This is a genomic window from Cupriavidus sp. OV096 (genome assembly GCF_900115455.1).
Taxonomy (GTDB): Bacteria; Pseudomonadota; Gammaproteobacteria; order Burkholderiales; family Burkholderiaceae; genus Cupriavidus.
In genome coordinates this window covers 12,476-35,477 of the sequence record NZ_FOWM01000004.1, presented here as the reverse complement: position 1 = coordinate 35,477, position 23,002 = coordinate 12,476, and the positions used below count along the sequence as shown (strand labels likewise).

20 protein-coding genes are annotated in these 23,002 nt (G+C 66.1%); 16 read left to right on the top strand and 4 right to left on the bottom strand.

Going from position 1 to position 23,002, the window contains the following annotated elements; translation table 11 throughout:
- Positions 1 to 42: 42 nt before the first annotated feature.
- The 4 genes from BM115_RS10440 (at position 43) to BM115_RS10425 (ending at position 4,758) form a co-directional block, all read left to right on the top strand.
- Entirely contained in the window at positions 43 to 1,587 is a 1,545-nt protein-coding gene (locus tag BM115_RS10440) for an acetolactate synthase large subunit (protein ID WP_092293400.1), read from the top strand.
- 19 nt (positions 1,588 to 1,606) lie between these two features.
- Positions 1,607 to 2,014, top strand: coding sequence for a Zn-ribbon domain-containing OB-fold protein (locus BM115_RS10435; RefSeq protein ID WP_092293398.1), 408 nt, complete (start codon positions 1,607 to 1,609; stop codon positions 2,012 to 2,014).
- Between the two features lie 3 nt (positions 2,015 to 2,017).
- A complete protein-coding gene (locus tag BM115_RS10430) occupies positions 2,018 to 3,196 on the top strand; it encodes a thiolase (RefSeq protein WP_092293396.1) in 1,179 nt (392 codons plus the stop codon).
- Positions 3,197 to 3,333: 137 nt separating this feature from the next.
- Positions 3,334 to 4,758 carry a DUF1996 domain-containing protein gene (locus BM115_RS10425; protein WP_092293394.1) on the top strand — a complete coding sequence of 475 codons (1,425 nt, stop codon included), beginning with the start codon at positions 3,334 to 3,336 and terminating at the stop codon, positions 4,756 to 4,758.
- Between the two features lie 10 nt (positions 4,759 to 4,768).
- On the opposite strand, the gene BM115_RS10420 is transcribed toward BM115_RS10425, so the two are convergent.
- From BM115_RS10420 to BM115_RS10410, 3 genes are read right to left on the bottom strand one after another with little or no spacing between them, the layout of a single operon-like run.
- Positions 4,769 to 5,632: an HTD2 family dehydratase gene (locus tag BM115_RS10420; RefSeq protein WP_092293392.1), complete on the bottom strand. Its 864-nt coding sequence runs from the start codon at positions 5,630 to 5,632 to the stop codon at positions 4,769 to 4,771.
- Positions 5,633 to 5,651: 19 nt separating this feature from the next.
- Positions 5,652 to 7,034, bottom strand: a complete 1,383-nt coding sequence (locus tag BM115_RS10415) for an MmgE/PrpD family protein (RefSeq protein WP_092293390.1) — start codon at positions 7,032 to 7,034, stop codon at positions 5,652 to 5,654.
- A gap of 16 nt (positions 7,035 to 7,050) precedes the next feature.
- Positions 7,051 to 8,220 carry an acyl-CoA dehydrogenase family protein gene (locus BM115_RS10410; RefSeq protein WP_092293388.1) on the bottom strand — a complete coding sequence of 390 codons (1,170 nt, stop codon included), beginning with the start codon at positions 8,218 to 8,220 and terminating at the stop codon, positions 7,051 to 7,053.
- Positions 8,221 to 8,507: 287 nt separating this feature from the next.
- On the opposite strand from BM115_RS10410, the gene BM115_RS10405 reads away from it, so the two are divergent.
- Positions 8,508 to 9,536, top strand: coding sequence for a tripartite tricarboxylate transporter substrate-binding protein (locus BM115_RS10405; RefSeq protein WP_092293386.1), 1,029 nt, complete (start codon positions 8,508 to 8,510; stop codon positions 9,534 to 9,536).
- Between the two features lie 33 nt (positions 9,537 to 9,569).
- Here the strand turns inward: BM115_RS10405 and BM115_RS10400 are convergent, their stop codons facing one another.
- Positions 9,570 to 10,472 (bottom strand): LysR substrate-binding domain-containing protein, encoded by a 903-nt coding sequence (locus BM115_RS10400; protein WP_092294327.1) that lies wholly within the window; start codon positions 10,470 to 10,472, stop codon positions 9,570 to 9,572.
- Between the two features lie 148 nt (positions 10,473 to 10,620).
- On the opposite strand from BM115_RS10400, the gene BM115_RS10395 reads away from it, so the two are divergent.
- The 11 genes from BM115_RS10395 to BM115_RS10350 all read left to right on the top strand — a co-directional run bounded on the left by BM115_RS10395 (position 10,621) and on the right by BM115_RS10350 (position 22,997).
- A complete protein-coding gene (locus BM115_RS10395; RefSeq protein WP_092293384.1) occupies positions 10,621 to 11,535 on the top strand; it encodes an SDR family NAD(P)-dependent oxidoreductase in 915 nt (304 codons plus the stop codon).
- 285 nt (positions 11,536 to 11,820) lie between these two features.
- Positions 11,821 to 11,967: a hypothetical protein gene (locus BM115_RS27270; RefSeq protein WP_177219893.1), complete on the top strand. Its 147-nt coding sequence runs from the start codon at positions 11,821 to 11,823 to the stop codon at positions 11,965 to 11,967.
- Between the two features lie 467 nt (positions 11,968 to 12,434).
- Entirely contained in the window at positions 12,435 to 14,357 is a 1,923-nt protein-coding gene (locus BM115_RS10390) for a PrkA family serine protein kinase (protein ID WP_092293382.1), read from the top strand.
- A 72-nt stretch (positions 14,358 to 14,429) separates the two neighbouring features.
- Positions 14,430 to 15,704: a YeaH/YhbH family protein gene (locus tag BM115_RS10385; RefSeq protein WP_092293380.1), complete on the top strand. Its 1,275-nt coding sequence runs from the start codon at positions 14,430 to 14,432 to the stop codon at positions 15,702 to 15,704.
- Between the two features lie 57 nt (positions 15,705 to 15,761).
- Positions 15,762 to 17,297, top strand: a complete 1,536-nt coding sequence (locus BM115_RS10380; RefSeq protein ID WP_092293378.1) for a SpoVR family protein — start codon at positions 15,762 to 15,764, stop codon at positions 17,295 to 17,297.
- 151 nt (positions 17,298 to 17,448) lie between these two features.
- Positions 17,449 to 18,348: a LysR family transcriptional regulator gene (locus tag BM115_RS10375; protein ID WP_092293376.1), complete on the top strand. Its 900-nt coding sequence runs from the start codon at positions 17,449 to 17,451 to the stop codon at positions 18,346 to 18,348.
- A 116-nt stretch (positions 18,349 to 18,464) separates the two neighbouring features.
- Positions 18,465 to 19,244, top strand: a complete 780-nt coding sequence (locus BM115_RS10370) for an aldolase (protein WP_092293374.1) — start codon at positions 18,465 to 18,467, stop codon at positions 19,242 to 19,244.
- Positions 19,245 to 19,298: 54 nt separating this feature from the next.
- Complete coding sequence (locus BM115_RS10365; RefSeq protein ID WP_092293372.1) at positions 19,299 to 20,624, top strand: MFS transporter; 1,326 nt, start codon at positions 19,299 to 19,301, stop codon at positions 20,622 to 20,624.
- Entirely contained in the window at positions 20,621 to 21,241 is a 621-nt protein-coding gene (locus BM115_RS10360; RefSeq protein ID WP_092293370.1) for a 2-hydroxychromene-2-carboxylate isomerase, read from the top strand. The genes BM115_RS10365 and BM115_RS10360 overlap by 4 nt, the downstream gene beginning before the upstream one ends.
- A gap of 238 nt (positions 21,242 to 21,479) precedes the next feature.
- Positions 21,480 to 21,749, top strand: a complete 270-nt coding sequence (locus tag BM115_RS10355; RefSeq protein WP_177219892.1) for a hydroxyquinol 1,2-dioxygenase — start codon at positions 21,480 to 21,482, stop codon at positions 21,747 to 21,749.
- Between the two features lie 42 nt (positions 21,750 to 21,791).
- Positions 21,792 to 22,997 carry an MFS transporter gene (locus BM115_RS10350; RefSeq protein WP_255370767.1) on the top strand — a complete coding sequence of 402 codons (1,206 nt, stop codon included), beginning with the start codon at positions 21,792 to 21,794 and terminating at the stop codon, positions 22,995 to 22,997.
- Positions 22,998 to 23,002 lie beyond the last annotated feature (5 nt).

The window sequence follows — 23,002 nt, the reverse complement described above, 5'->3', positions numbered from 1 at the left end:
AACCCGAACGGAACCCGAGACATGGAGACGACCCAATCCCCGATGAACGGCGCGGAAAGCCTGGTCAAGACGCTGCTGGCCTGCGGCGTGGATACCTGCTTCGCCAACCCCGGCACCAGCGAGATGCATTTCGTGGCCGCGCTGGACCGCATTCCCGGCATGCGCTGCGTGCTGGGTTTGTTCGAGGGGGTGGTGACCGGCGCCGCTGACGGCTACGCCCGCATGGCCGACAAGCCGGCAGCCACGCTGCTGCACTGCGGCCCGGGCCTCGCCAATGGGCTGGCGAATCTCCATAACGCACGGCGCGCGCAGACGCCCATCGTCAACATCATTGGCGATCAGGCGACCTACCACCGGCCGCTCGACGCGCCGCTGACCGCCGATACCGAAGGCTGGGCGCGCCCGGTGTCCGTGTGGACGCGCACGGCCACCCGTGCCGCCTCGGTAGGGGCTGACGCCGCCGTGGCGGTGCAGGCTGCGCGCGGCGCGCCGGGTGGTGTCGCCAGCCTGATCCTGCCGTCAGACGTGTGCTGGGATGCCGGCGGCCAGGTGGCCGCGCCGCTGCCGGCGCTGCCGGTGCCCAAGGTTTCCCCGGACGCCGTGCAGAACGCCGCGCGCGTGCTGCGCAGCGGCCAGCCCACGCTGATCGTGCTGGCCGGCAGCGCGCTGCGCGAAGCCGCGCTGGCCGATGCGCACCGCATCGCCGCCGCCACGGACGCGCGCCTGATCACGCCGATGTCCAACGCCCGCGTCACGCGTGGCCGGGGCCGGCTGGCCGTCGACCGGATTCCGTATTCGGGCGATGTCGCGCGCGCCAAGCTCGCCGGCATCCGCAACGTGATCCTGGTGGGTGCGCCGGCGCCGGTGACGTTCTTCGCCTACCCGGGCCAGTCGCCGCGCCCGTACCCCGAGGACGCCAATATCCATGTGCTGGCCCGTGCCGAGGAAGACCTGGCCGAGGCGCTGGCCCGGCTGGCCGACGAACTGGGCGCCCGCAACGCCGCGCTGCCGGCTGCCGCCACCCAGGTGCCGCGCGAGACCGCCAAGGGCGCCGTGACCTCCGAGGCCGTGGCGCAGACGCTGGCCGCGCTGCTGCCGGAGCAGGCCGTGGTGGTGGAGGAGAGCGTGAGCTTCGGCCGCGCCTTCTATCCGGGCACCGTGCACGCCGCCCCGCACGACTGGCTGCAACTGACGGGCGGTGCGATCGGCGCCGGCCTGCCGCTGGCCACCGGCGCCGCCATCGCCGCACCGGACCGCCGCGTGGTGGCCCTGCAGGCCGATGGCTCGGGCATGTACACGCTGCAATCGCTGTGGACCATGGCGCGCGAGAAGCTCGACGTCACCATCGTGCTGCTGGCCAACCGCAAGTACGCGATCCTGCTGGGTGAGCTGGCCGGTGTGGGCGCCAACCCGGGCAAGACCGCGCTCGACATGCTCGACCTCGGCAATCCGGACCTGGACTGGGTCAAGATGGCCAACGGCATGGGCGTGGAGGCCGCGCGCGCGGACAACATGGAAACCTTTGCCGATCTCTTCGCGATGGCCAACCAGCGCAAGGGCCCGTTCCTGATCGAACTGGTGATCTGACCCGCCTTCCGGAGACCCCATGCCGCAATCCATTCCTGCCGTGACCGATCCCGGTCCGGACAAGCAGTACGCCGAGGCGCTGGCCGCCGGCCAGTTCCGCATCCAGCTTTGCGGGGGCTGCCATCGCCATGTCTTCTATCCGCGCAATATCTGCCCGCACTGCGGCGGTGATGCGCTGGCCTGGACCACCCCCGCCGGCACCGGCACGGTCTACTCGACCAGCGTGGTGCGCCGCAAGCCCGACGCGGGCGGCGACTACAACGTGGTGCTGGTGGACCTGGACGAAGGCGTGCGGATGATGAGCCGGGTCGAGGGCATCGCCCCGGCCGAGGTGCGCATCGGCATGCGCGTCAAGGCGCGTGTGGCGCCGGCAAAGAGCGATACCGAACCGGCGCTGGTCGTGTTCGATCTGGTTGGGGAGGGCTGAACCATGGCAAGCAACGGATCGCACCTGCGCGGCGGCGTGGCCATTGTCGGCGTGGGCCAGGCCGGCCTCGGCGAGGCCCATGGCAAGACCGAGATGGAAATCCTCGTGGAGGCGGCCAAGGCGGCCGTCAAGGATGCCGGCCTGTCGATGCGCGACATCGACGGCATCGCCACGGCCAGCGTCGGCGCCACCATGTGGGTCATGCCGGTGGCGGAGTACCTCGGCATCCAGCCGAAGTTCGTCGACAGCACGATGATCGGCGGCTCGAGCTTCGTCTCGCACATGCTGCCCGCGATGATGGCGCTGGAAGCCGGCCTCTGCGACGCCGTGCTGGTCTGCTACGGCAGCAACCAGCGCACCTCCACGGTGGGCCGGGCAGGCATCGGCAAGGTGCGCGCCGTGCTGGACCCGCAGCCGTACGAGAACCCCTACCAGCCGCTGGCGCCGATCACCTCCTACGCGCTGGCCGCCGCGCGGCACATGCACCAGTACGGCACCACGCGCACGCAGCTGGCCGAGGTGGCCGTGGCGGCGCGCCAGTGGGCGCGGATGAACCCCGAGGCGATGATGCGCGACCCGCTCTCCATCGAGGACGTGCTGGGCGCCCGCATGGTGTCCGACCCGCTCTCGGTGCGCGACTGCTGCCTGGTGACCGATGGCGCCGGCGCTTACGTGATGGTGCGGGCCGACCGCGCGAAGTCGCTGGCCAAGCCGCCGGTGTACGTGCTCGGCAACGCCACGGCCACCTGGCACCGGCAGATTTCGTCGATGCCGGACGTGACGGTGACGGCGGCGCAGGAAAGCGGCGCCCGGGCCTTCGCGATGGCGGGGCTCAAGCCGTCCGACGTGGACGTGCTCGAACTCTATGACGCCTTCACGATCAACACGATCCTGTTCCTCGAGGACCTTGGCTTCTGCGCCAAGGGCGAGGGCGGGGCGTTCGTCAGCGGCGGGGCCATCGCCCCGGGCGGGCGGCTGCCGGTGAACACCAACGGTGGCGGCCTGTCATGCGTGCATCCGGGCATGTACGGCATGTTCATCACCATCGAGGCGGTGCGGCAGCTGCGCGGCGAGTGCGGCGAACGGCAGGTGGCGGGGGCGGAGATCGCGCTCGTGCACGGCAACGGCGGGACCTTGTCCAGCCAGTCCACCGCGCTGCTGGGTACGGCGGCGGCGCTCTGATTCCGCTCTGACCCGCCTCCCTCACCCGCGCGGGGGACTCCCGGCGCGCGGTGAGGGATGACCCATCATCGTCCATTGTCCCGTCGGGACCATGGCGGGAACATCCTTCGCATCCACACAGCGAGGGAGATTCCATCATGAAAAGTCGCCTGTATTACTCGATCGCGGTGCTCTGCGGCGGCGTGTTGCTGGCCGCCGTGTGGTTCGGCGCCCCAAGTGCGCGCGGCGAGGCGATTGGCGAGGGGGCCGCCAACGTCAGCTGCACGTACTCGCACCGGCTACCGGACGATCCGATCATCTACCCCGGCAAGCCGGGGATCGCGATGTCGCATGACTTCTTCGGCCATACCACCACCACTGGTAACACCACGGCGGAAGACCTGTACACGGAGCACAGTTCCACCTGCGAGAACGCGGCGGACAACACGTCCTACTGGGCGCCTTCGCTGAAGCTGCCGGATGGGCGCGTGGTGGCGCCCCAGTACCAGAAGACCTACTACCAGAACCGGGCCTTCCCGGCGAACACGCACCGGCGGGTCACGGTGATTCCGCCCGGGCTGCAGATGCTGGCCGGCGATCACCGTGGCACGGGGCCCAGCGTGGCGGTCAACTTCCTCTGCACGGGATCGAAGAAGGGCTACACCCGTACGCCGCCGAACGATTGCGTGCCGGACGCGAATGGCAACGTCCAGCTGAATATCGCGCTGGCGTTTCCGAACTGCTGGGACGGGGTGCACCTGCATCCGTTCCGAAGCGGCCGGAACAACATCGCCTATGCCAATGCCGACGGGGTCTGCCCGACGGACTACCCCGTGCCGCTGCCGCACCTGAGCTTCAATCTCGCCTACCAGATTGGTGATGTGAGGGATCTGACGGACGCGCAGCTCTCGATGGACCCGACGCTGGACAAGAACGGGAATGTGGAGAGCCTGAACTGGGGCTCGATCTACACGGCCCACGCCGATTTCTTCAATGGCTGGACCGAAGACGCGATGCGGTACATCGTTGAATACTGCCTGAACCTCAGCCGTTCCTGCTCCCGCACCGTGGCCTATGCGTTCACCCGGCCTACCGCGGACGCCACCGTCCGTGGCGGCGAAACCGCGAACGATAACTTCGGGCAGGAGGCATCGCTGCTTACCCAGCGTGCGGTCGGCAGCGAGCCGGAATCGAAGATCTACATCATGATGCCGATTCCGAAGGGCGCCGTGGAGATCCCGCCCGAGTTCACGCCGGAGTACCGGCTGATGATCTGGGGCGGCGGCGTGGATGCCACGGCCATCATCAGTGCGCAGAGCACGGCGACCAACTGGCACGAGGACCATATCAACAACCATAACGCGCCGACCTGCGGCGGGCCATCCGCTACGCTGTACCTGGATACGGCCAAGGCGTACCGGTACTTCAACGTCACGGATCTGGTCAAGACGGCCATTGCCGGCGGCCACGACACCATTTCGTTCTGCATCCGTGGCAACCCGTCCGGCAATGCCTTCAAGTTCGACAGCAAGGAGGGCGCGAACGGCGCCATCCTGTACCTCTATGCGTTGAATCCGCTCTGAGCGCGCTGGCTCAGCGCGCCACCTCGGCCCAGGCCTGCATGGCCTGGCCGCCCGCATCGTCGCCGGTCCACAGGATGACCCGGCCATCGCGCTCCGGGTCGTCCTGCCCGCCTACGCTCACCGTGTCCTGATGGAACAGCGGCGCCACGCCACGGAAGCCGAAGCGCGCCACCCGTGCCTCAGGCCGGGCGTGCCGCAGCAGTTCCAGCATCAGCATGGCCTGCAGGGGGCCGTGGACGATCAGCCCGGGATAGCCTTCCACGTCACGCACGTAGTCCAGGTCGTAGTGGATGCGGTGCCCGTTGAACGTGAGCGCCGAGAAGCGGAACAGCATGACCGGATCGGCCTGCAGTGTGCGGCCGAACTGCGCCGTGTGGGGCAGGCGTGGGCGCGGCGGCTGGGGGGTGCCGCGCTCGGGCATGGCGCGATAGACGATGTCGTGCCGCTCGGTCAGCGCGGTCTCGCCGTCCACGGTCAGCACGTGGTCCACCGTCACGAACCAGAGTTCGCCGGTGCGGCCGGACTTGTGCTGCACATCGGTGATGGTGGAGGTCTTGGTCACCGTGTCGCCCACGCGCAGGCCGCGCGTGAACGTCAGTTCGCCGCCGGCCCACATGCGGCGCGGCAGCGGCACGGGCGGCAGGAAGCCGCCCAGCGCGGGATGGCCATCGGCGCCGAGGTCGCGTTGCGGGGCGCGCGGCAGGAAGTAGAGCCAGTGCCATAGCGGCGGCAGGGGCTGGCTGGCGACGGCTTCGCCATCGAGGTCCAGCGTGGCGGCCAGCGCGAGGACTGGTTCGGGCGCGAGGGTCTCGGTGCGTGTCTCCGAGCGGCCGATCCATTCGCGCAGTTGTTCGAGCGTGGGGGTCTGGGTCATGGGATTGGATTCCTTCCTGTCAGCGGGCGAACGGCAGCCAGTCGCGCACGTCGGCCGCCTGTTCGAGTTGCCAGACGCGCGCGATGATCGTGCGCATCTCGGCTTCCGTGGCGCCGTGCCGGAACGCGCCGAGCTGGATCGCCTTGGTCTCCAGTTCGGGGCGCGACAGCGTGTTGTCCGGATCACCCTTGGGTACGTCCACGCGGGCGCCTAGCGTGCGGCCATCGTTGGTGCGCACGGTCACGCGGCCAATCCACTGGCGCGGATAGGCGGCGTTGATCTCGTCGTCCAGCTCCATGGTGACCTTGTCGCGGAACGCGGCCACCTCGGCGTCGCGCAGCGCGTGCTCCTCGAATTCACCCAGCCCGGCGTGGGCATACCAGGCTACCAGCCCGAGCACGGTGCCCATCGAGAACTTGGCCTGATGAATGGTGCGCGGGTCCACCACCGGGCCGAGCACGTCGATGGCGCCCTGATGTACATGGGCGGTGACGGCGGCGATGTCGCTGGCGCGCAGGCCATCGCGCTGCATCAGCGCCTTGAGCGCGTCGGCGGCGGGGTGCGTATGGCGGCACGAGGCGAAGAACTTGAACGAGGTCTCTGCCGTGGCCCAGCGCGTGCCCAGGCCATCGGTCAGCGCGGCGGGGTTGGCATCGCTCGACATGCCGGCAGCCATGCCCTGCGCCCCTTCGAGGATCTGCCGGGCGCCGGTAAAGCCCGCGCGGGCGAGCCAGGCCGACTGGAGCCCATCGGCGGCGGCCTTGGCCGTGTGCAGTTGCTTGGAGTCGGCGGCGTCGCGCAGGAATTCCCACAGGCCGGCGGCCTGCGTGCCGGCGGAGCCGAGCGCCTGGTTGATGCCTTCCGCATCCAGGCCAAACAGCTTGGCCACCGCCGCCGCAGCCGCCAGCGTGCCGACCGTGCCGGTGGTGTGGAACACCCGGTAGTGCGAGCGGCCCATGAATTCGCCGATGCGGATGCCGGCCTCGTAGCCGGCGATGCTGGCCAGCAGCACCTCGGCGCCGGTCTTGCCCTCGGCCTGCGCGGCGGCCACCACGGCCGGGAACACCACGGCGGCCGGATGCAGCACCGAGCCGTTATGCACATCATCCTGTTCCACCACGTGGGACGAGGCGCCGTTGATCAGCGCGGCGAAGTAGGGCGAGGTGCGGCGCCGGTCGACAAAGACCTCGGCGTCGCCGCCCTGCGGCCCCATCGCGGCGGCGAATTCCTGGATGCGGCGCACGGCGGGCGCGTCCTTGCCGGCGATGGCCGATGCCATCCAGTCGAGAAACAGGTCCTTGGTGCGCTCGATGACCGGCGCGGGGACGTCGTCGAGCGTCAGGCGGGCCAGGAAGTCGCAAAGCTGGCGCGTCGGGTATTGCGGTGCGGCTTGGTCGGACATGGGAATCTCGGCAATCTCAGTAGGAACGGGGCAGGTCCAGCACGTGTTCGGCCACGTAGGACAGGATCAGGTTGGTCGAGATCGGCGCCACCTGGTACAGGCGCGTCTCGCGGAACTTGCGCTCGATGTCGTACTCGGCGGCGAAGCCGAAACCGCCGTGGGTCTGCAGGCAGACGTTGGCGGCCTCCCACGAGGCATCGGCGGCCAGCAGCTTGGCGATATTGGCCTCCTTGCCGCAGGGCTTGCCGGCGTCGAACAGCTGGGCGGCCTTGTAGCGCATCAGGCTGGCCGCCTCCACGTTGACGAACGAACGGGCGATGGGGAACTGCACGCCCTGGTTCTGGCCGATGGGGCGGTCGAACACGATGCGCTCGCGCGCATAGCTGCTGGCGCGCTCGACGAACCAGTAGCCGTCGCCGATGCACTCGGCGGCAATCAGGATGCGCTCGGCGTTCAGGCCGTCGAGGATGTACTTGAGCCCACGGCCTTCCTCGCCGATCAGGTTCTCGGCGGGGATCTCCAGGTTGTCGAAGAACAGCTCGTTGGTCTCGTGGTTGACCATGTTGCGGATCGGCTGGACGGTCAGGCCCTTGCCGATGGCCTCGCGCAGGTCCACCACGAACACGGACAGGCCCTCCGACTTCTTCTTCACCTGATCCAGCGGCGTGGTGCGGGCCAGCAGCAGCATCAGGTCCGAGTGCTGCACGCGCGAAATCCACACCTTCTGGCCGTTGACGATGTATTTGTCGCCCTGGCGCACGGCGGTGGTCTTGAGCTTGGTGGTGTCCGTGCCGGTGGTCGGCTCGGTCACGGCCATCGACTGCATGCGCAGCTCGCCGGAGGCGATGGCCGGCAGCCAGCGCTGCTTCTGGGCCTCGGAGCCATGGCGCAGCAGGCAGCCCATCACGTACATCTGGCCGTGGCAGGCGCCCGAGTTGCCGCCGCTGCGGTTGATCTCCTCCATGATCACCGACGCCGCCGTCAGCGGCAGGCCGGAGCCGCCGTAGGCTTCGGGAATCAGCGCGGAGAGCCAGCCGGCCTGCGTCAGCGCCTGGACGAAGGTCTCCGGAAACGCGTTCTGTTCCTCCACCCGCTGCCAGTAGGCGGAGTCGAAACCCGCGCAGAGGTCGCGCACGGCTTCGCGGATTTCCGGGTAAATCTGGTCTTGGTCCTGTTCGGGAAGCATGGCAATGTCGGTCCGTGTCGAAGTGTGGCCATTATTCCCGAGGGGCCACGCCGGGGACATTCGGATTTGCCGAAGCGAGGCTTTGGGGCGGGGCCAGGGGGTTTGGGAAATCTGGCCCGGCCGGTCCGGGGGGGGGCAGGGACCCATTAGGGGGAACCCTTGCACTTCACGGGCGCCGTGCTCCGCCTTCGGCAAATCGGAATTGTGCCGCGCGGCGATTGCTTCCACGCTGCGGCCATCGATTCTCAAACCAGACGCGTGGAACACGCGCACCCAGGAGACGCTGTATGAAATCATCCAGGCCGAAGACCGCCGTGATCGCCCATCATTGCCGAAACGTGCTGTGGGCGGCACTTGGCATGGCCGCCGCCGTGGCCCTGACCCTGCCGGGACGCAGCCACGCGGCAGATCCGTATCCGGCCAAGCCCATCACCATGGTCGTGCCATTCGCGGCGGGCGGCCCCACGGACGTGGTGGCGCGCTCGGTGGCGGCGGCGATGTCCAAGTCGCTGGGCCAGACCGTGGTGGTGGAAAACCGCCTCGGGGCGGGCGGCACGGTGTCCGCCGCCTACGTGGCCAAGGCCGCGCCGGACGGCTACACGATCCTGATCCATCACAACGGCATGGCCACGGCGCCGGCGCTGTACTCCAAGCTGTCGTACAAGCCGCTGACGGACTTCAGCTTCGTCGGCCAGGTGGCGGACGTGCCGATGACGCTGCTGGGCCGGCACGACCTGCCGGCCAACACGCTGCCGGAACTGATTACCTATATCAAGCAGAACCAGAACAAGGTGAACCTGGCGAACGCCGGGCTGGGCGCCGTGTCGCAGCTATGCGGCATGCTGTTCCAGAAGGCCATCGGCGTGGAATTGCAGACGATTCCGTACCAGGGCACCGCGCCGGCGCTGACCGCGCTGCTGGGCGGTCAGGTGGATGTGCTCTGCGACCAGACCACGCAGACGCTGCCGCATATCAAGGCGGAGAAGGTGAAGCTGTACGGCGTGACCACGGCGGAGCGGATTCCCGCGCTGCCGAATACCCCCACGCTGCGCGAGGGCGGCCTGAAGGGCTTCGAAGTCAAGGTCTGGCACGGCATCTACGCGCCCAAGGGCACGCCGCCGGCGGTGATCGACAAGCTCAACGGCGCGCTGCGCGCCTCGCTGAAGGACCCGGCGGTGGCGGCGCGGCTCCAGGAACTCGGCGCGGTGATCGTGCCGGCGGACAAGCAGACGCCTGAGGGGCTGCGCACCTGGCTGGCGGCGGAGATCGACAAATGGTCGCCGATCATCAAGGAAGCCGGGGTGAAGGCGGACTGACGGCCCGCTGACCCCGGGGCGGCGGGAGACCGGCTAGACCGGCTCCCGCGCCGCCTCCACCAGATACTGGATCAGCGTTTCGGCGAACTGGGGCAGTTCGCGCCCGGGCCGGCGCACGAGCCGCAGCTCGCGGCGCGCCCAGTCGTCCTCCAGCCGGATAAAGCGCAGCACCTTGCGGCTGGCGTAGCGGCGCGCGCAACTGTTCGGCACGATGGCGATGCCGGCGCCGGCTTCCACCATCCGGCACACCGCGTCGAAGCTGCCCACCTGGATCCGCAGGCTGATGCGCTTGCCCATGCCATTGGCAATCCGGTCCAGGAAGGACTGGATCGCCGAGAACTGGTTCAGCCCGACGAAGCGGCAGCTATCGAGCAGATCGGCGAAATGCAGCGTCTTGAACGCCGGCAGCGGATGGTTGACCGGGGCGATCACGATCAGTTCGTCGCTGCAGAGCTGCATCGCGTCCAGGTCCTGCGTGGCCACCTCGCCGGCCACGATGCCCAGGTCGGCCGCGCCCGCGCCGATGGCCGAGACGATTTCGGCGGACAGGTGCTCCTCCAGCTCGACATCGACATCGGGGTTCTCGGACAGGAAGCGCGACAGCGCCGTGGCCAGGAAGGAGTTGGTGGCCGTGGTGTTGGCCAGCAGCCGGACCCGCCCCTTCACGCTCTTGGCATAGGGCCGCAAGTCGGAATGCATGCACTCCAGCTCGCGGAACACCTCCCGCGCGTGGCGCAGCAGGGCGTCGCCGGCCGGTGTCAGGCGCACGCCTTTCACCTGGCGGATCAGCAACTGGGTCTGGAACGCCTCCTCCAGCTGCTTGATGCGCGTGCTGGCGGCAGGCAGGGACAGGAAGCTGCGTTCGGCCGCCCGCGTCAGGTTCTCGGTCTCCCCCACATTGAGGAAGAGGCGCAGGTCGGTCAAATCGTAGTGCATGGTTTCGTTCGTGCCAAAGGCCACTTTTGTGATTTGTGAATTCCAAAGTCAGCGCCGACAATCTATCGTATCTTGCGCCGCAATAAAACGGGGATGTTCCCCGGTGCGGCGGCAATGGCGCGCCAGTGCGCAGAACAGGAGCGAGACGATGAGCGGTTTGATGGCAGGCAAGGTGGTGGTGGTGACGGGCGCGGGTGGCGGCATCGGGCGTGGGATTGCCCTCGGCATGGCGGCGGCCGGCGCCAAGGTGGTGGCGAACGACCTGGGCGTGAGCATGACCGGCGAGGGCGGCGACGCCGGCCCGGCCGAGCGCGTGGCGGCGGAGATCCGCGCGGCGGGCGGCGAGGCCGTGGCCAACACCGACAGCGTGTCTGGCTGGAGTTCGGCCAATGCCATCGTGCAATGCGCGCTGGACCACTTTGGCCGCATCGACGCGGTCGTCAACAACGCCGGCAACCTGCGCGATCGCATGTTCTTCAAGATGAACGAGGAGGAATGGCGCTCGGTCATCGACGTGCACCTGAACGGCACGTTCTATGTCAGCCGCGCGGCGGCCAACTACTTCAAGGACCAGGAGAGCGGCGCGTTCGTTCATATGACGTCGACCTCGGGCCTGATCGGCAACCTCGGCCAGGCCAACTATTCGGCGGCGAAGCTGGGCATCGCGGCGCTCTCGAAATCCATCGCGCTGGATATGGCGCGCTTCAACGTGCGTTCGAACTGCATCGCGCCATTCGCCTGGAGCCGCATGACCAGCTCGATTCCGTCCGAGACGCCGGAGGAGAAGGCGCGCGTGGCGCGGCTGCAGAAGATGGAGGCGGGCAAGATCTCGCCCGTGGCCGTGTTCCTGGCCAGCGACGCCGCGCACGAGGTCAACGCCCAGATCTTCGCCGTACGCGCCAACGAGATCATGCTGATGAGCCAGCCGCGCCCGGTGCGCTCGGTGCATACCAGCGAGGGCTGGACGCCGGAGACCGTGGCGGAGATCGCCATGCCGGCCATGCGCAGCAGCTTCTTCGCGCTCGATCGCTCGCCCGACGTGATCAACTGGGATCCGATCTGATCCACGCCAAGCCATTGGCGGCGCCACACGTGTGATCGTGTGTGCGCCCGCTTCGGAAATTGCTGCGACGCAAAACGCCGCGCGCGCGGACCGTGGCACGCAAAGTGCTCGTACCGTCCCGCAGGGTGGCGGGCCAGCGCCGCGCGCACTTGCGCGGTGCGTGGCGCAGGCTGCCACCGGGAGCAAACGCAATGTCGGTGCATGCGCGCCGGGTCGGGCGTGCAGTGGGGCGTGCCATGCGAAGTCCGATTGGCACTCGGTGGTCGACACTGCTGACGGCCCCTCATGAATCTTCACGCGGCAACTTGCCGCAGTGAAAACACCAACGTCCGCGTGGTCATCATCGCCATGCGCGCGGTGGTCGAAAGCTATGTCATGAAGGCAGGCGCGAAGCTTGCCCGTCATGCTGCTGTGCGCACGCATTGCGCATGACGTCATGCGCGGATCGTTCGTTTGCACGATGGCGGATGGCCACGTGTCGCGGCATAGTGAAAGCGCTCTGCAGAAGCGATGTCGGTGCATGACCGACAGACGTGTCAGACGTTACTGGATTCGATGCATCGTTACACACGGCGTTGTGCACTTCACGCCGGAAAGGTGTAAGGTGTGTCACAAGCATGGTCAATGGCCCGTCGCAGCGGGATGAGAACAGCGAGGGATTCGTGCAGTGCGAAACGCGAAGCGAGTTGTGTTGCGTTGCGTGTCGCAAGGAACGAACGGACGTGCATCACACGTCAACTCTGTCCTCATGAACGCCGTTATTTGACTATGATGAAGTAAAGACTTCGCAACATGGCAACTCCGCCAGGCCGGGGTGGTGGAACGCAAAATTGCCGCGAATGTCTTAGGGGAGTCAAACTGCCTTCGCCTCGGACGTGGGACTCTGACGGGAGTGAGGTATGGACATTTTTGGCCACTACGCCACGCGCTTCGAAGCACGCAAGGAAGAGGAATACAGCATCCAGGAGTACCTGGAGATCTGCAAGAAGGATCCTACTGCCTACGCGACTGCTGCCGAACGTATGCTCGCCGCAATCGGACAGCCTGAACTGGTGGATACCCACCACGATCCTCGACTGTCCCGACTGTTCTTCAACAAGGTCATCCGGGTCTACCCGGCCTTCCGCGACTTCTATGGAATGGAAGACACGATCGAGCAGATCGTCTCCTTCTTCAAGCACGCGGCGCAGGGCCTTGAGGAACGCAAGCAGATCCTGTATCTGCTCGGGCCCCCGGGCGGCGGCAAGTCGTCTCTCGCGGAAAAGCTCAAGGCGCTGATGGAAGAGATTCCCATCTATGCGCTGAAGGGTTCCCCCATCCATGAATCGCCGCTCGGGCTGTTCTCTTCCGACGAAGACGGCAAGATCATGGAGGAGGACTATGGCATTCCGGTGCGCTACCTGAATACCATTCCCTCGCCGTGGGCGGTCAAGCGCCTGCACGAGTTCAATGGCGATATCACCAAGTTCCGCGTGGTCAAGCTCAGGCCATCGGTGCTGGCGCAGATCGCGATTTCCAAGACGGAGCCTGGCGATGAAAACAACCAGGATATCTCCTCGCTGGTCGGCAAGGTCGACATTCGCAAACTGGAGGATTTCCCGCAGGACGATCCGGATGCCTATTCCTATTCCGGCGGACTTTGCCTGGCCAACCGTGGCCTGCTTGAGTTCGTGGAAATGTTCAAGGCGCCCATCAAAGTCCTGCACCCGTTGCTGACCGCTACGCAGGAAGGCAACTACAAGGGTACGGAAGGCTTCGGCGCGATTCCGTTCGATGGCGTGATCCTCGCCCACTCGAACGAAGCGGAATGGCAGACCTTCAAGGCTGACAAGAACAACGAGGCATTCCTCGACCGGATCTATATCGTGAAGGTGCCGTACTGCCTGCGCGTGTCGGATGAGGTCAAGATCTACGACAAGCTGCTGCGCAGCAGTTCGCTCTCGGCGGCGCCCAACGCCCCGAACACGCTCAAGATGATGGCGCAGTTCGCGGTGCTCACGCGGATCAAGGAGCCGGAGAACTCGAACGTGTTCTCGAAGATGCGCGTCTATGACGGCGAAAGCCTCAAGGACGTGGACCCGAAGGCGAAGTCTTACCAGGAGTATCGCGACTACGCCGGCATCGACGAAGGCATGAACGGGCTGTCCACGCGCTTCGCGTTCAAGGTGTTGTCCAAGGTGTTCAACTTCGACAATACCGAGGTCGCGGCCAACCCGGTGCACCTGCTCTATGTGCTCGAGCAGCAGATCGAGCGCGAGCAGTTCCCGCCGGAGCAGGAAGCCAAGCTGCTCTCGTACATCAAGGAGTACCTGACCACGCCGTTCGTGGAGTTCATCGGCAAGGAGATCCAGACCGCTTACCTGGAATCGTATTCCGAGTATGGCCAGAACATCTTCGACCGTTACGTGGTGTTCGCCGACCTGTGGATCCAGGACCAGGAGTACCGCGATCCGAACACCGGCGAAATCCTCGATCGCAACGCGTTGAACGATGAACTCGAGAAGGTGGAGAAGCCCGCGGGGATCTCGAACCCGAAGGATTTCCGCAACGAGATCGTCAACTTCGTGCTGCGGGCGCGCGCCAACAACGGTGGCAAGAACCCGGTCTGGACCAGCTACGAGAAGCTGCGGATGGTGATCGAGAAGCGCATGTTCTCCACCACGGAGGACCTGCTGCCGGTGATCTCGTTCAACGCGAAATCGACGCGGGAGGACCAGGACAAGCACGAGAACTTCGTCAACCGGATGGTGGAGAAAGGGTACACGCCGAAGCAGGTTCGACTACTGGTGGAGTGGTATCTGCGCGTCAGGAAATCGTCGTAACAGCAACCGGACGCGGTCTCCTTCATCCACGCGACCTGGCGGTTGCGGCTTATCAAGGCGGGCGGACGGCTTATGGCTACGGTCATCGATCGGCGCGAAAACGGCGGCAACAAGAGTGCCGTCAACCAGCAACGCTTCATCAAGCGATACCGCGAGCAGATCCGGCAAGCGGTGGCGAAGGCGGTGTCCGGCCGGAAGATCATGGACATCGAGCAAAGTGGCCAGGTGTCCATTCCGGTCAAGGACATCACCGAGCCGGTGTTTCATCACGGCCAGGGCGGCAAGCGCGAGTGGATTCACCCCGGCAACAAGAAGTTCGTCCGGGGTGACAGCTTCGACCGCCAGCAGCAGGGCAGTGGTGGCGGCGGCTCGCGGGCCAGCGACAGCGGGGAGGGCGAGGATGATTTCGTCTTCACCCTGTCGCGCGAGGACTTCCTGAATTTCTTCTTCGAGGACATGGCGCTACCGGACCTGGCCAAGCGCCACCTCGCCAAGATCGCCGAGGTGCGCAAGGTGCGCGCCGGGTTCTCGATCGACGGCACCCCATCGAATCTCTCCATCCTGCGCACGATGCGTAGCTCGCTCGGCCGCCGGATCGCGCTGTCGAGCCCGTACCAGAAGCGTCTGCGCGAACTCGAAGCTGCCTACAGCGAGGAAATCGAGGCGCACGGCCCCTATACGGACACGGCGGTGGAGATGATGGAGAAGATGCGGCACCTGCGCGCCTGCGTGGACCGCGTGCCCTTCATCGAAAAGCTCGACCTGCGCTACAACAACCGCGTGCTCAAGAAGCGCCCGCAGGCCCAGGCGGTGATGTTCTGCCTGATGGACGTGTCCGGCTCGATGGACGAGAGCCGCAAGGACCTGGCCAAGCGCTTCTTCATGCTGCTGTACCTGTTCCTGAAGCGCAACTACGAGCGGATCGACGTGGTGTTCATCCGTCACCACACGGTGGCCAAGGAAGTGGAGGAGGAAGACTTCTTCCACTCGCGCGAATCGGGCGGCACGGTAGTGTCCAGCGCGCTGAAGCTGATGGTGGAGGTGATTCACGACCGCTATCCGGCGAGCCAGTGGAACATCTACTGCGCGCAGGCGTCCGATGGCGACAACTGGGCGGGGGACTCCGAACTGTGCGGCCGGCTGCTGCGCGAGTCGATCCTGCCGCTGGTGCAGTACTACGCCTATGTGGAAGTGGCATCCGAGGAGCCGCAGAACCTGTGGGAGGAATATCTCACGGTGAAGAACCAGTTCGAGCACTTCGCGATGCAGCGCATCATCGGTGCCGACGAGATCTACCCGGTGCTGCACGATCTCTTCCAGAAGCGGGCCGCCTGGCCCGGCAGGTAGCGGCGCGCCGGCACGGCGGCGCATCCGCGTACGTTCATGGGATAAGGGAGGAAGTTCATGGCTTACCTATCCACAGGCTCGGAGTGGACCTTCGAGCTGATCCAGCGCTATGACCGCGAGATCGCCCGCATTGCCGGCGAGTTCGGGCTCGACTCGTATCCGAACCAGATCGAGATCATCACCGCCGAGCAGATGCTCGACGCGTATGCATCGGCCGGGCTGCCGGTGGGATACAACCATTGGTCGTACGGCAAGCATTTCCTCTCCTCGGAGCGCAGCTACCAGCGCGGCCACATGGGGCTGGCCTACGAGATCGTGATCAACTCCAATCCGTGCATCGCGTACCTGATGGAGGAGAACACGATGCCGATGCAGGCGCTGACCATCGCGCACGCCTGTTACGGGCACAACTCGTTCTTCAAGGGCAACTACCTGTTCCGCACCTGGACCAACGCCGACGCGATCATCGACTACCTGCTCTTCGCCAAGAACTACGTGGCCGAGTGCGAGCAGCGCTACGGCGAGCAGGAAGTGGAGTTGCTGCTGGACTCGTGCCATGCCTTGCAGAACTACGGCGTGGACCGCTACAAGCGGCCCAAGAAGCTGTCGATCACCGAGGAGCAGGCACGCCAGACCGAGCGCGAGAGCTACCTCCAGATGCAGGTGAACGATCTCTGGCGCACCTTGCCCAAGCACCGGTCGCATCTGCTCAAGGAGGAAGAGGAGGCGATGGAGCCGGAAATCGCCTTCCCGCCGGAGCCGCAGGAGAACCTGCTGTACTTCATCGAGAAGAACGCGCCCAAGCTGCAGCCGTGGCAGCGGGAGATCGTGCGCATCGTGCGCAAGATCGCGCAGTACTTCTATCCGCAGCGCCAGACCAAGGTGATGAACGAAGGCTGGGCCACGTTCTGGCACTACACGATCCTGCACCAGCTCTACGAGGAGAAGCTCGTCAACGACGCCTTCATGCTCGAACTGCTGCAGGCCCACACCAACGTCATCTACCAGCCGCCGTACCACAGCCCCTACTACAGCGGCCTGAACCCCTACACGCTGGGTTTCCTGATGTTCCAGGACCTGCGTCGCATGTGCGAGAACCCGACCGAGGAGGACCGCCGCTGGGCGCCCGAGATCGCGGGCAGCGACTGGCGCCAGACGCTGGACTTCGCGATGCGCAACTTCAAGGACGAAAGCTTCCTGCTCCAGTTCCTGTCGCCGCGCGTGATCCGCGAGCTGAAGCTGTTTTCGGTCCTCGACGACGATCGCGAAGGCAAGCTGCGCGTGACGGCCATCCATGACGACGAAGGCTATCGCGCGATTCGCCAGCTGCTGGCGAACCAGTACGACCTCTCCAACATGGAGCCCAATATCCAGGTGACGAACGTGGATGTGGGCGGAGACCGCTCCCTGACGCTGCGCCACCTGCAGAGCGACCGCCGCCCGCTGGCACACAGCTTCGACGAAGTGGTGCGCCACGTGACGCGACTCTGGGGCTTCACCGTGCGGCTCGAGGTGGCCTACGAGGACGGCCGTCGCGAACTCAAGTACGAGTGCAAGCCGGAGCGGAAGCACCAGCATCGGAAGGCGGCTTAAAAAACTGGCACGAACGTTGCTGTACAGATACCCGCACTCGGCCATGCCCCATGGCTGGGCCGGGTATCTGCGCATTGCGGCCGCACGCGGCTGCTGTACCGTGTCGACACATCACTAAACTGGCCCTTCCAGGGAAGCCAGCCGCTCCCCCATGGATACGCCTGACCGTCTTCTCCGCATTTTCCTTCGTATTGCCGAACTCAAGTCGCTGTCCAGGGCGGCGGAGGATCTCGATCAGACCCAGTCGGGCGTCAGCCGGCAACTCGCCACGCTGGAGGCGCAGTTCGGCAAGCCCCTGTTCGTGCGAACTGGCCGTGGCGTGGCCTTGACCGAGGCCGGGCAGAAGCTGCAGGAGGCCCTCGAAGGGCCGTACCGCGCGATCGACCAGGCTGTGGATGCGATCCGCGATGCCCACGGCACCACGCAGGGAACCGTCCGGCTGGCAATCGTCCACACGGTCAGCTATTACTTCATCGCCGACGTGGTGGCCAGCTTTGTCAGCGCCCATCCCAACGTCAATCTTTCGCTGATGGGACGCAGTTCGGCCGATGTGGTGGCGCTGGTGGAAAGCGGCAAGGCCGATCTTGGCGTGGTCTACGACACCGCGGTCGATACGGCCACCCTGACCACGCATCCGCTGTTCGAGGACGAGATGTGCCTGGTCACGCTGCAGCGTTCAGATGGGCTGCAGTCCGCGTCCCAGGACGGGCTCGACTTGCGCGGCCAGCCGCTGCGCCTCGTCGGCTTTCCGCACGGCTACGCGCTACGCCGGATGGTGGAGAGCGCCGGGTTGCAGCCCACGTATGTGGCCGAGGCCGAGACTGTCGATGCCATCCTGAAGCTGGTCTCTGCTGGCGTGGGCGATTGCATCCTGCCGTGCCGGCTACCCGACAAGCTGCTCCGCGAGTACGGCCTGCACAAGCTCAAGATCCGCAGCCCGTTGCTGCGCCGCCGTATGGTGGCCGTCACTCACGCCGCCCGCCACGCGCTGCCGCTGGCGGACGTCCTGCTCGCCTCGGCCTTGCAGGTGGCCCGCACCCTCAAGCCGTGACGCAGTGAGATAGCAGCTATGCGCGTGGCTACATAGCACGGCAGGCGCCTGGTTTTCATACTTCCCTTCATGCCCCGCACCGGTTGCCGGATGGCATTCCACGGAGAAGAGAAGACATGAACGCCCCCCTCAGAGACAAGTCGTACTTCGACACGCGCGCCACCAACGAGATGGCGAGGCACCTGCGCAACAGGCCGCGCACCATGCAGGAGACCATGGCCTACGCCTGCCGCATCCTGGCGATGACCGAGCAGGAAGCCGGTCTGGCCGGCCAGATCAGCGTGCGGTCGGAGCGCCCCGGCGCCTACTGGACGCTGCGCTTCGGCCTCGGTTTCGACGAGGCGACGCCGGACGACTTCATCGAGGTGGATCGTGACCTCAACACGCTGACGGGCGATGGCATGCCCAACCCCGCCACGCGTTTCCATCTGTGGGTGTACGACGCGCGCCCGGACGTCAATTCGATCATCCATACGCATTCGCCCTGGGCCTCGGCACTGGCCGCCGCGCGCCAGCCACTGGTCATCGCGCAGATGGACATGACGCCGTTGCACGACGATTGTGCATTCCTGGGCGAATGGCCCGGCGTGCCGATCGCGGACCAGGAGGGCGTGATCATCTCCGCAGCGCTGGGCGACAAACGGTCGATCATCCTGGCGCACCACGGCTACCTGACCGCGGGCAAGACCTGCGAGGAAGCCACCTATCTCTCGGTCTACCTCGAACGCGCCGCGCGGATGCAGATCCGTGCGCAGGCTTTCGGCCCGCTGACGCCCGTGGACGATGCGCTCGCCCGCGAGGCCCACGACTACCTGCTCAAGCCTTCCATCGTCAACGCCACCTTCGCGTACTGGGCGCGCCAGACGCACGGCATCGCGCCGCTGCCGCCCGCCTGAGTGCCTGCCGCCGGCGCATGGCCGACGGCTTATCCGAATCCAAGGAGCGTTACGATGAACAAGATTCCTGCCGCGCGCTCACGCCGCGCGTATATCACCGCGGGCCTGGCGAGCATGATGGGCACGACGATCGAATGGTATGACTTTTTCCTGTACGGCACGGCCGCCGCACTGATCTTCAACAAGATCTTCTTTCCGTCATTCGATCCCCTGACGGGTACGCTGGCGGCCTTCGCCACCTACTCGGTAGGGTTCTTCGCCCGGCCGCTCGGCGGCATCGTCTTCGGCCATTTTGGCGATCGGATGGGCCGCAAGTCGATGCTGCTGATCACGCTGTTCATGATGGGTATTCCCACGATCCTGATTGGCCTGATCCCGTCGTACGACAGCATCGGCTACTGGGCTGCCGTGGCGCTGGTGCTGCTGCGGTTGCTACAAGGGATTGCGGTCGGCGGCGAGTGGGGCGGCGCGGTGCTGATGGCCGTGGAGCATGCGCCCGAAGGCAAGAAGGGCTTCTTCGGCAGCCTGCCGCAGGCTGGGGTCGCGCCGGGGCTGGTGCTGTCGTCGCTGGCGATGGGGATGGTGGCGACGCTGCCGGAGCAGGACATGCTGACGTGGGGCTGGCGCGTGCCGTTCCTGGCGAGCGTCGTCCTGCTGGCGGTAGGCTGGTTCATTCGCGCCAAGGTGGCCGAGTCGCCGGACTTCGAGCAGATGAAGAAGCAGGGCGAGAAGGTGGAAATGCCGGCAATGGTCGTGCTGCGCCAGTATCCGCGCCAGGTCCTGAGCGTGGTGGGCGGCCGGCTGGCCGAGGTGACTTGGTTCTACACGGTGGTCACGTTCGCGCTGGCCTATGCCACCGGCACGTTGGGCATCCCCAAGACAGTGATGCTCGACGCCACGGTTTGGGGCGCTGCCATCGCGCTGTTCACCATGCCCCTGTGCGGCATGCTGGCGGATCGCATCGGCTTCAAGTGGGTGTTCATGGCCGGTACGGTCGGCATCCTGTTGTTCTCGTCGCAGTTCTTCGACCTGCTGCAGTCGCTGGATCCACGCAACATCACCATCGCGCTCTCCATTGCCATCGGGCTGGTCTACGCCTGTCTCTATGCACCGGAAGGCAGCCTCTTCGCCGCGCAGTTCCCCGCCGAGGTGCGCTACAGCGGCATCTCGATTGCCGTGCAGGTCTCGGGCGCCATCGGAGGCGGGCTGGCGCCGATCGTCGCCACGTCGCTGCTGAAGTACGGCGGCGGCAGCCCGACCTATATCGTCTGGTACCTCGGTGCGCTGAGTGTCATCGCATTCGTGAGCGCCGCCTGCATGCGGGAAACAGCACTGGTCGGCTTGCCGGTAGCGGCGGTCAACGGGAGCCGACACGTATGACCCGCGCGAACCGACCTGTCATCGACTATTACTTCTGGCTGAATTCGGACTGGGCGTATCTGGGCGCGGATCGGCTCGATGCGCTGGCGCGGCGCCAGGGCGTCGAGATCCGGCACAAGCCCGTGAACCTGCCCGAGGTGTATGCGCGAACAGGGGGCGTACTGCTGGGGCAGCGCTCGCCCGAGCGGCAGCAATACCGCATCACGGAACTGGCGCGGTGGTGCCGCCACCTGAACATCCAGGTCAATCCGCTGCCGAAAACCATGTGCCCGAACGCGGACCTCGCGTCGGGCATCGTCATCGCCGTGGATGCGCAGGGGCTGCCGGTGCTGGAGCTGTACAAGGCCATCCTCCGCGCGCAATGGTGCGAGGAGCGCGATATCTCGTCGGAGGCCACGCTGCGCGAGATCCTCGCCGCGCAGGGGTTCAACGCGGACGCGACGCTTGTGCGGGCGCGCTCGGCAGACACCCAGGAGACATACCGGCGCAATACCGACGAAGCCGTGGCCGCCGGGGTATTCGGTTCGCCGTCGTATGTCTTCGACGGGGAGTTGTTCTGGGGCCAGGACCGGCTGCACATGCTGGAAGTGACTGTCGCGGCGCGGCTGTCGGCGTAGGCCGTACGGGGCGAACTGCCGATCCGGCACGTCGCCCCGTCCTTTTGTACGCCTTTGTATCTGGCCGCACGCGCGATACGGGACGCGACACTAAGGGGGCAAATACGCCACGAGCGCGATACGTGAGCGGGCTTAAATAGCATCCATGGCAGCGCAACGCGACAACGACACAGCGGATCGCTGCCTTGGCATCACACACGACTGCAACCCGCTCACGCATCCACCAAGGAAATCGATCATGTCCAAGACCTTCACCTCCCGCCTCGTTCTCGCCGTTGCCCTCGCTGCCGCCGCTGTCGGCGCACAAGCTTCCGTCCTTGGCGCCCGCGACCCGTACAGCGATGGCGCCCGCGCCGTGCAGAGCGCGCGGGATGTGTTCAGCGAAGGTGCCCGCTCGGCGACGGCGGCCCGCGACCCGTACACCGAAGGCGCCCGCTCGGCGGACCCGTATCTCGACGGCGCCCGCTCGGTGCAAGACCAGCGCAGCCCGTTCACCGACGGCGCCTGACGCCTGACGCCGGATCCCCCCTTTTAGAACCAGGAGAAGCCAGTGTTGGTTGCTACCACGCAGGAAGACCGATCGCTCAGGCTGTTTGCTGGACTTGGCCTGTTCATCATGGCGCTGTCGCTGAGACCGGGCATTGTGTCGATGGGGCCGCTGGTGCATGCCATTCAGTCGGAATTCGGCATGAAACACGCGGAGGCGGCGCTGCTGACCGCCATTCCTGACCTGTGCATGGGTATCTGCGCGATCTTCGTGCCGGCAATCGGCCGCCGCTTCGGCGGCGACCGGGTGGTGCTGTTCTCGCTTGCGTTGTTGGGCGTGGCGTTGGCCCTGCGGGCATTCGCCGGATCGCCCGGCAGCCTGTTGTTCGCCACGCTGCTGGTTGGGATTGGGGTCGCGATTTCCGGGCCGCTCCTCGGCGGCTGGATCAAGAGCCATTTCTCCGGCGAGGCCGCGTTCTTCATGGGCATCTATGCCGCCGGGCTCGGTATCGGGGCAACGTTGGCGGCGGTGGGTAGCGAGGTCATCGCCCACGCCGGTGGCGGCTGGCGGCTGGGCGCCGGCATCTGGGCCGTGGTCTGCGTCCTCGCCATTGTGAGCTGGCGCCGCCTGACATCGGCATTTCCGTCGAAGTCGCACGCTGCCCGTGTGGAAGCCGCGGTCAGCCGTGCGCCATGGCGCTCGGGGCGGGCCTGGCTGATTGCCATGTATTTCGGGATCGGTCAGTTCATCTGCTACGCCTGCTTCGCCTGGGTAGGGGAGAGCAGCCGGGAATTGCAGATCAACGCGCTGAGCGCGGGTGTCAATCTGGGCTTGTTCGCCGCAATGATCGCGATCAGCAGCTTCCTGTCGGGCTATGTCACCGGCAAGTCATTGGACCGTCGCGGCTGGCTGGCCTGGGCGGCTCTGCTCTCGATAGGGGGCGCCGGCGTGCTTTGGTGGTCGCCGGGCATGTTCGGGGTGATGCCGGTGGTGGCGCTCGCCCTGGGCCAGGGCGTCTGCTTCGCCTTGGCCATGACGCTGCCCCTGGACAACACCACGTCCCATCATGAAGCGAGCCAATGGACCGCCTTCATGCTGTTCGTGGGCTACCTTGTTGCCGCGCTTGGACCGTTTGTCTTTGGCTTCCTGCGCGACGTGACGGGGGCTTTCCAGGCATCCTACGGCGTGCTGGTTGCCGCATCGGTGGCGCTGCTGGTGCTGACGCCGTGGCTTGCGCCACGGCTGCGGGAAGACACCGCCGAGGCCTGATGTGC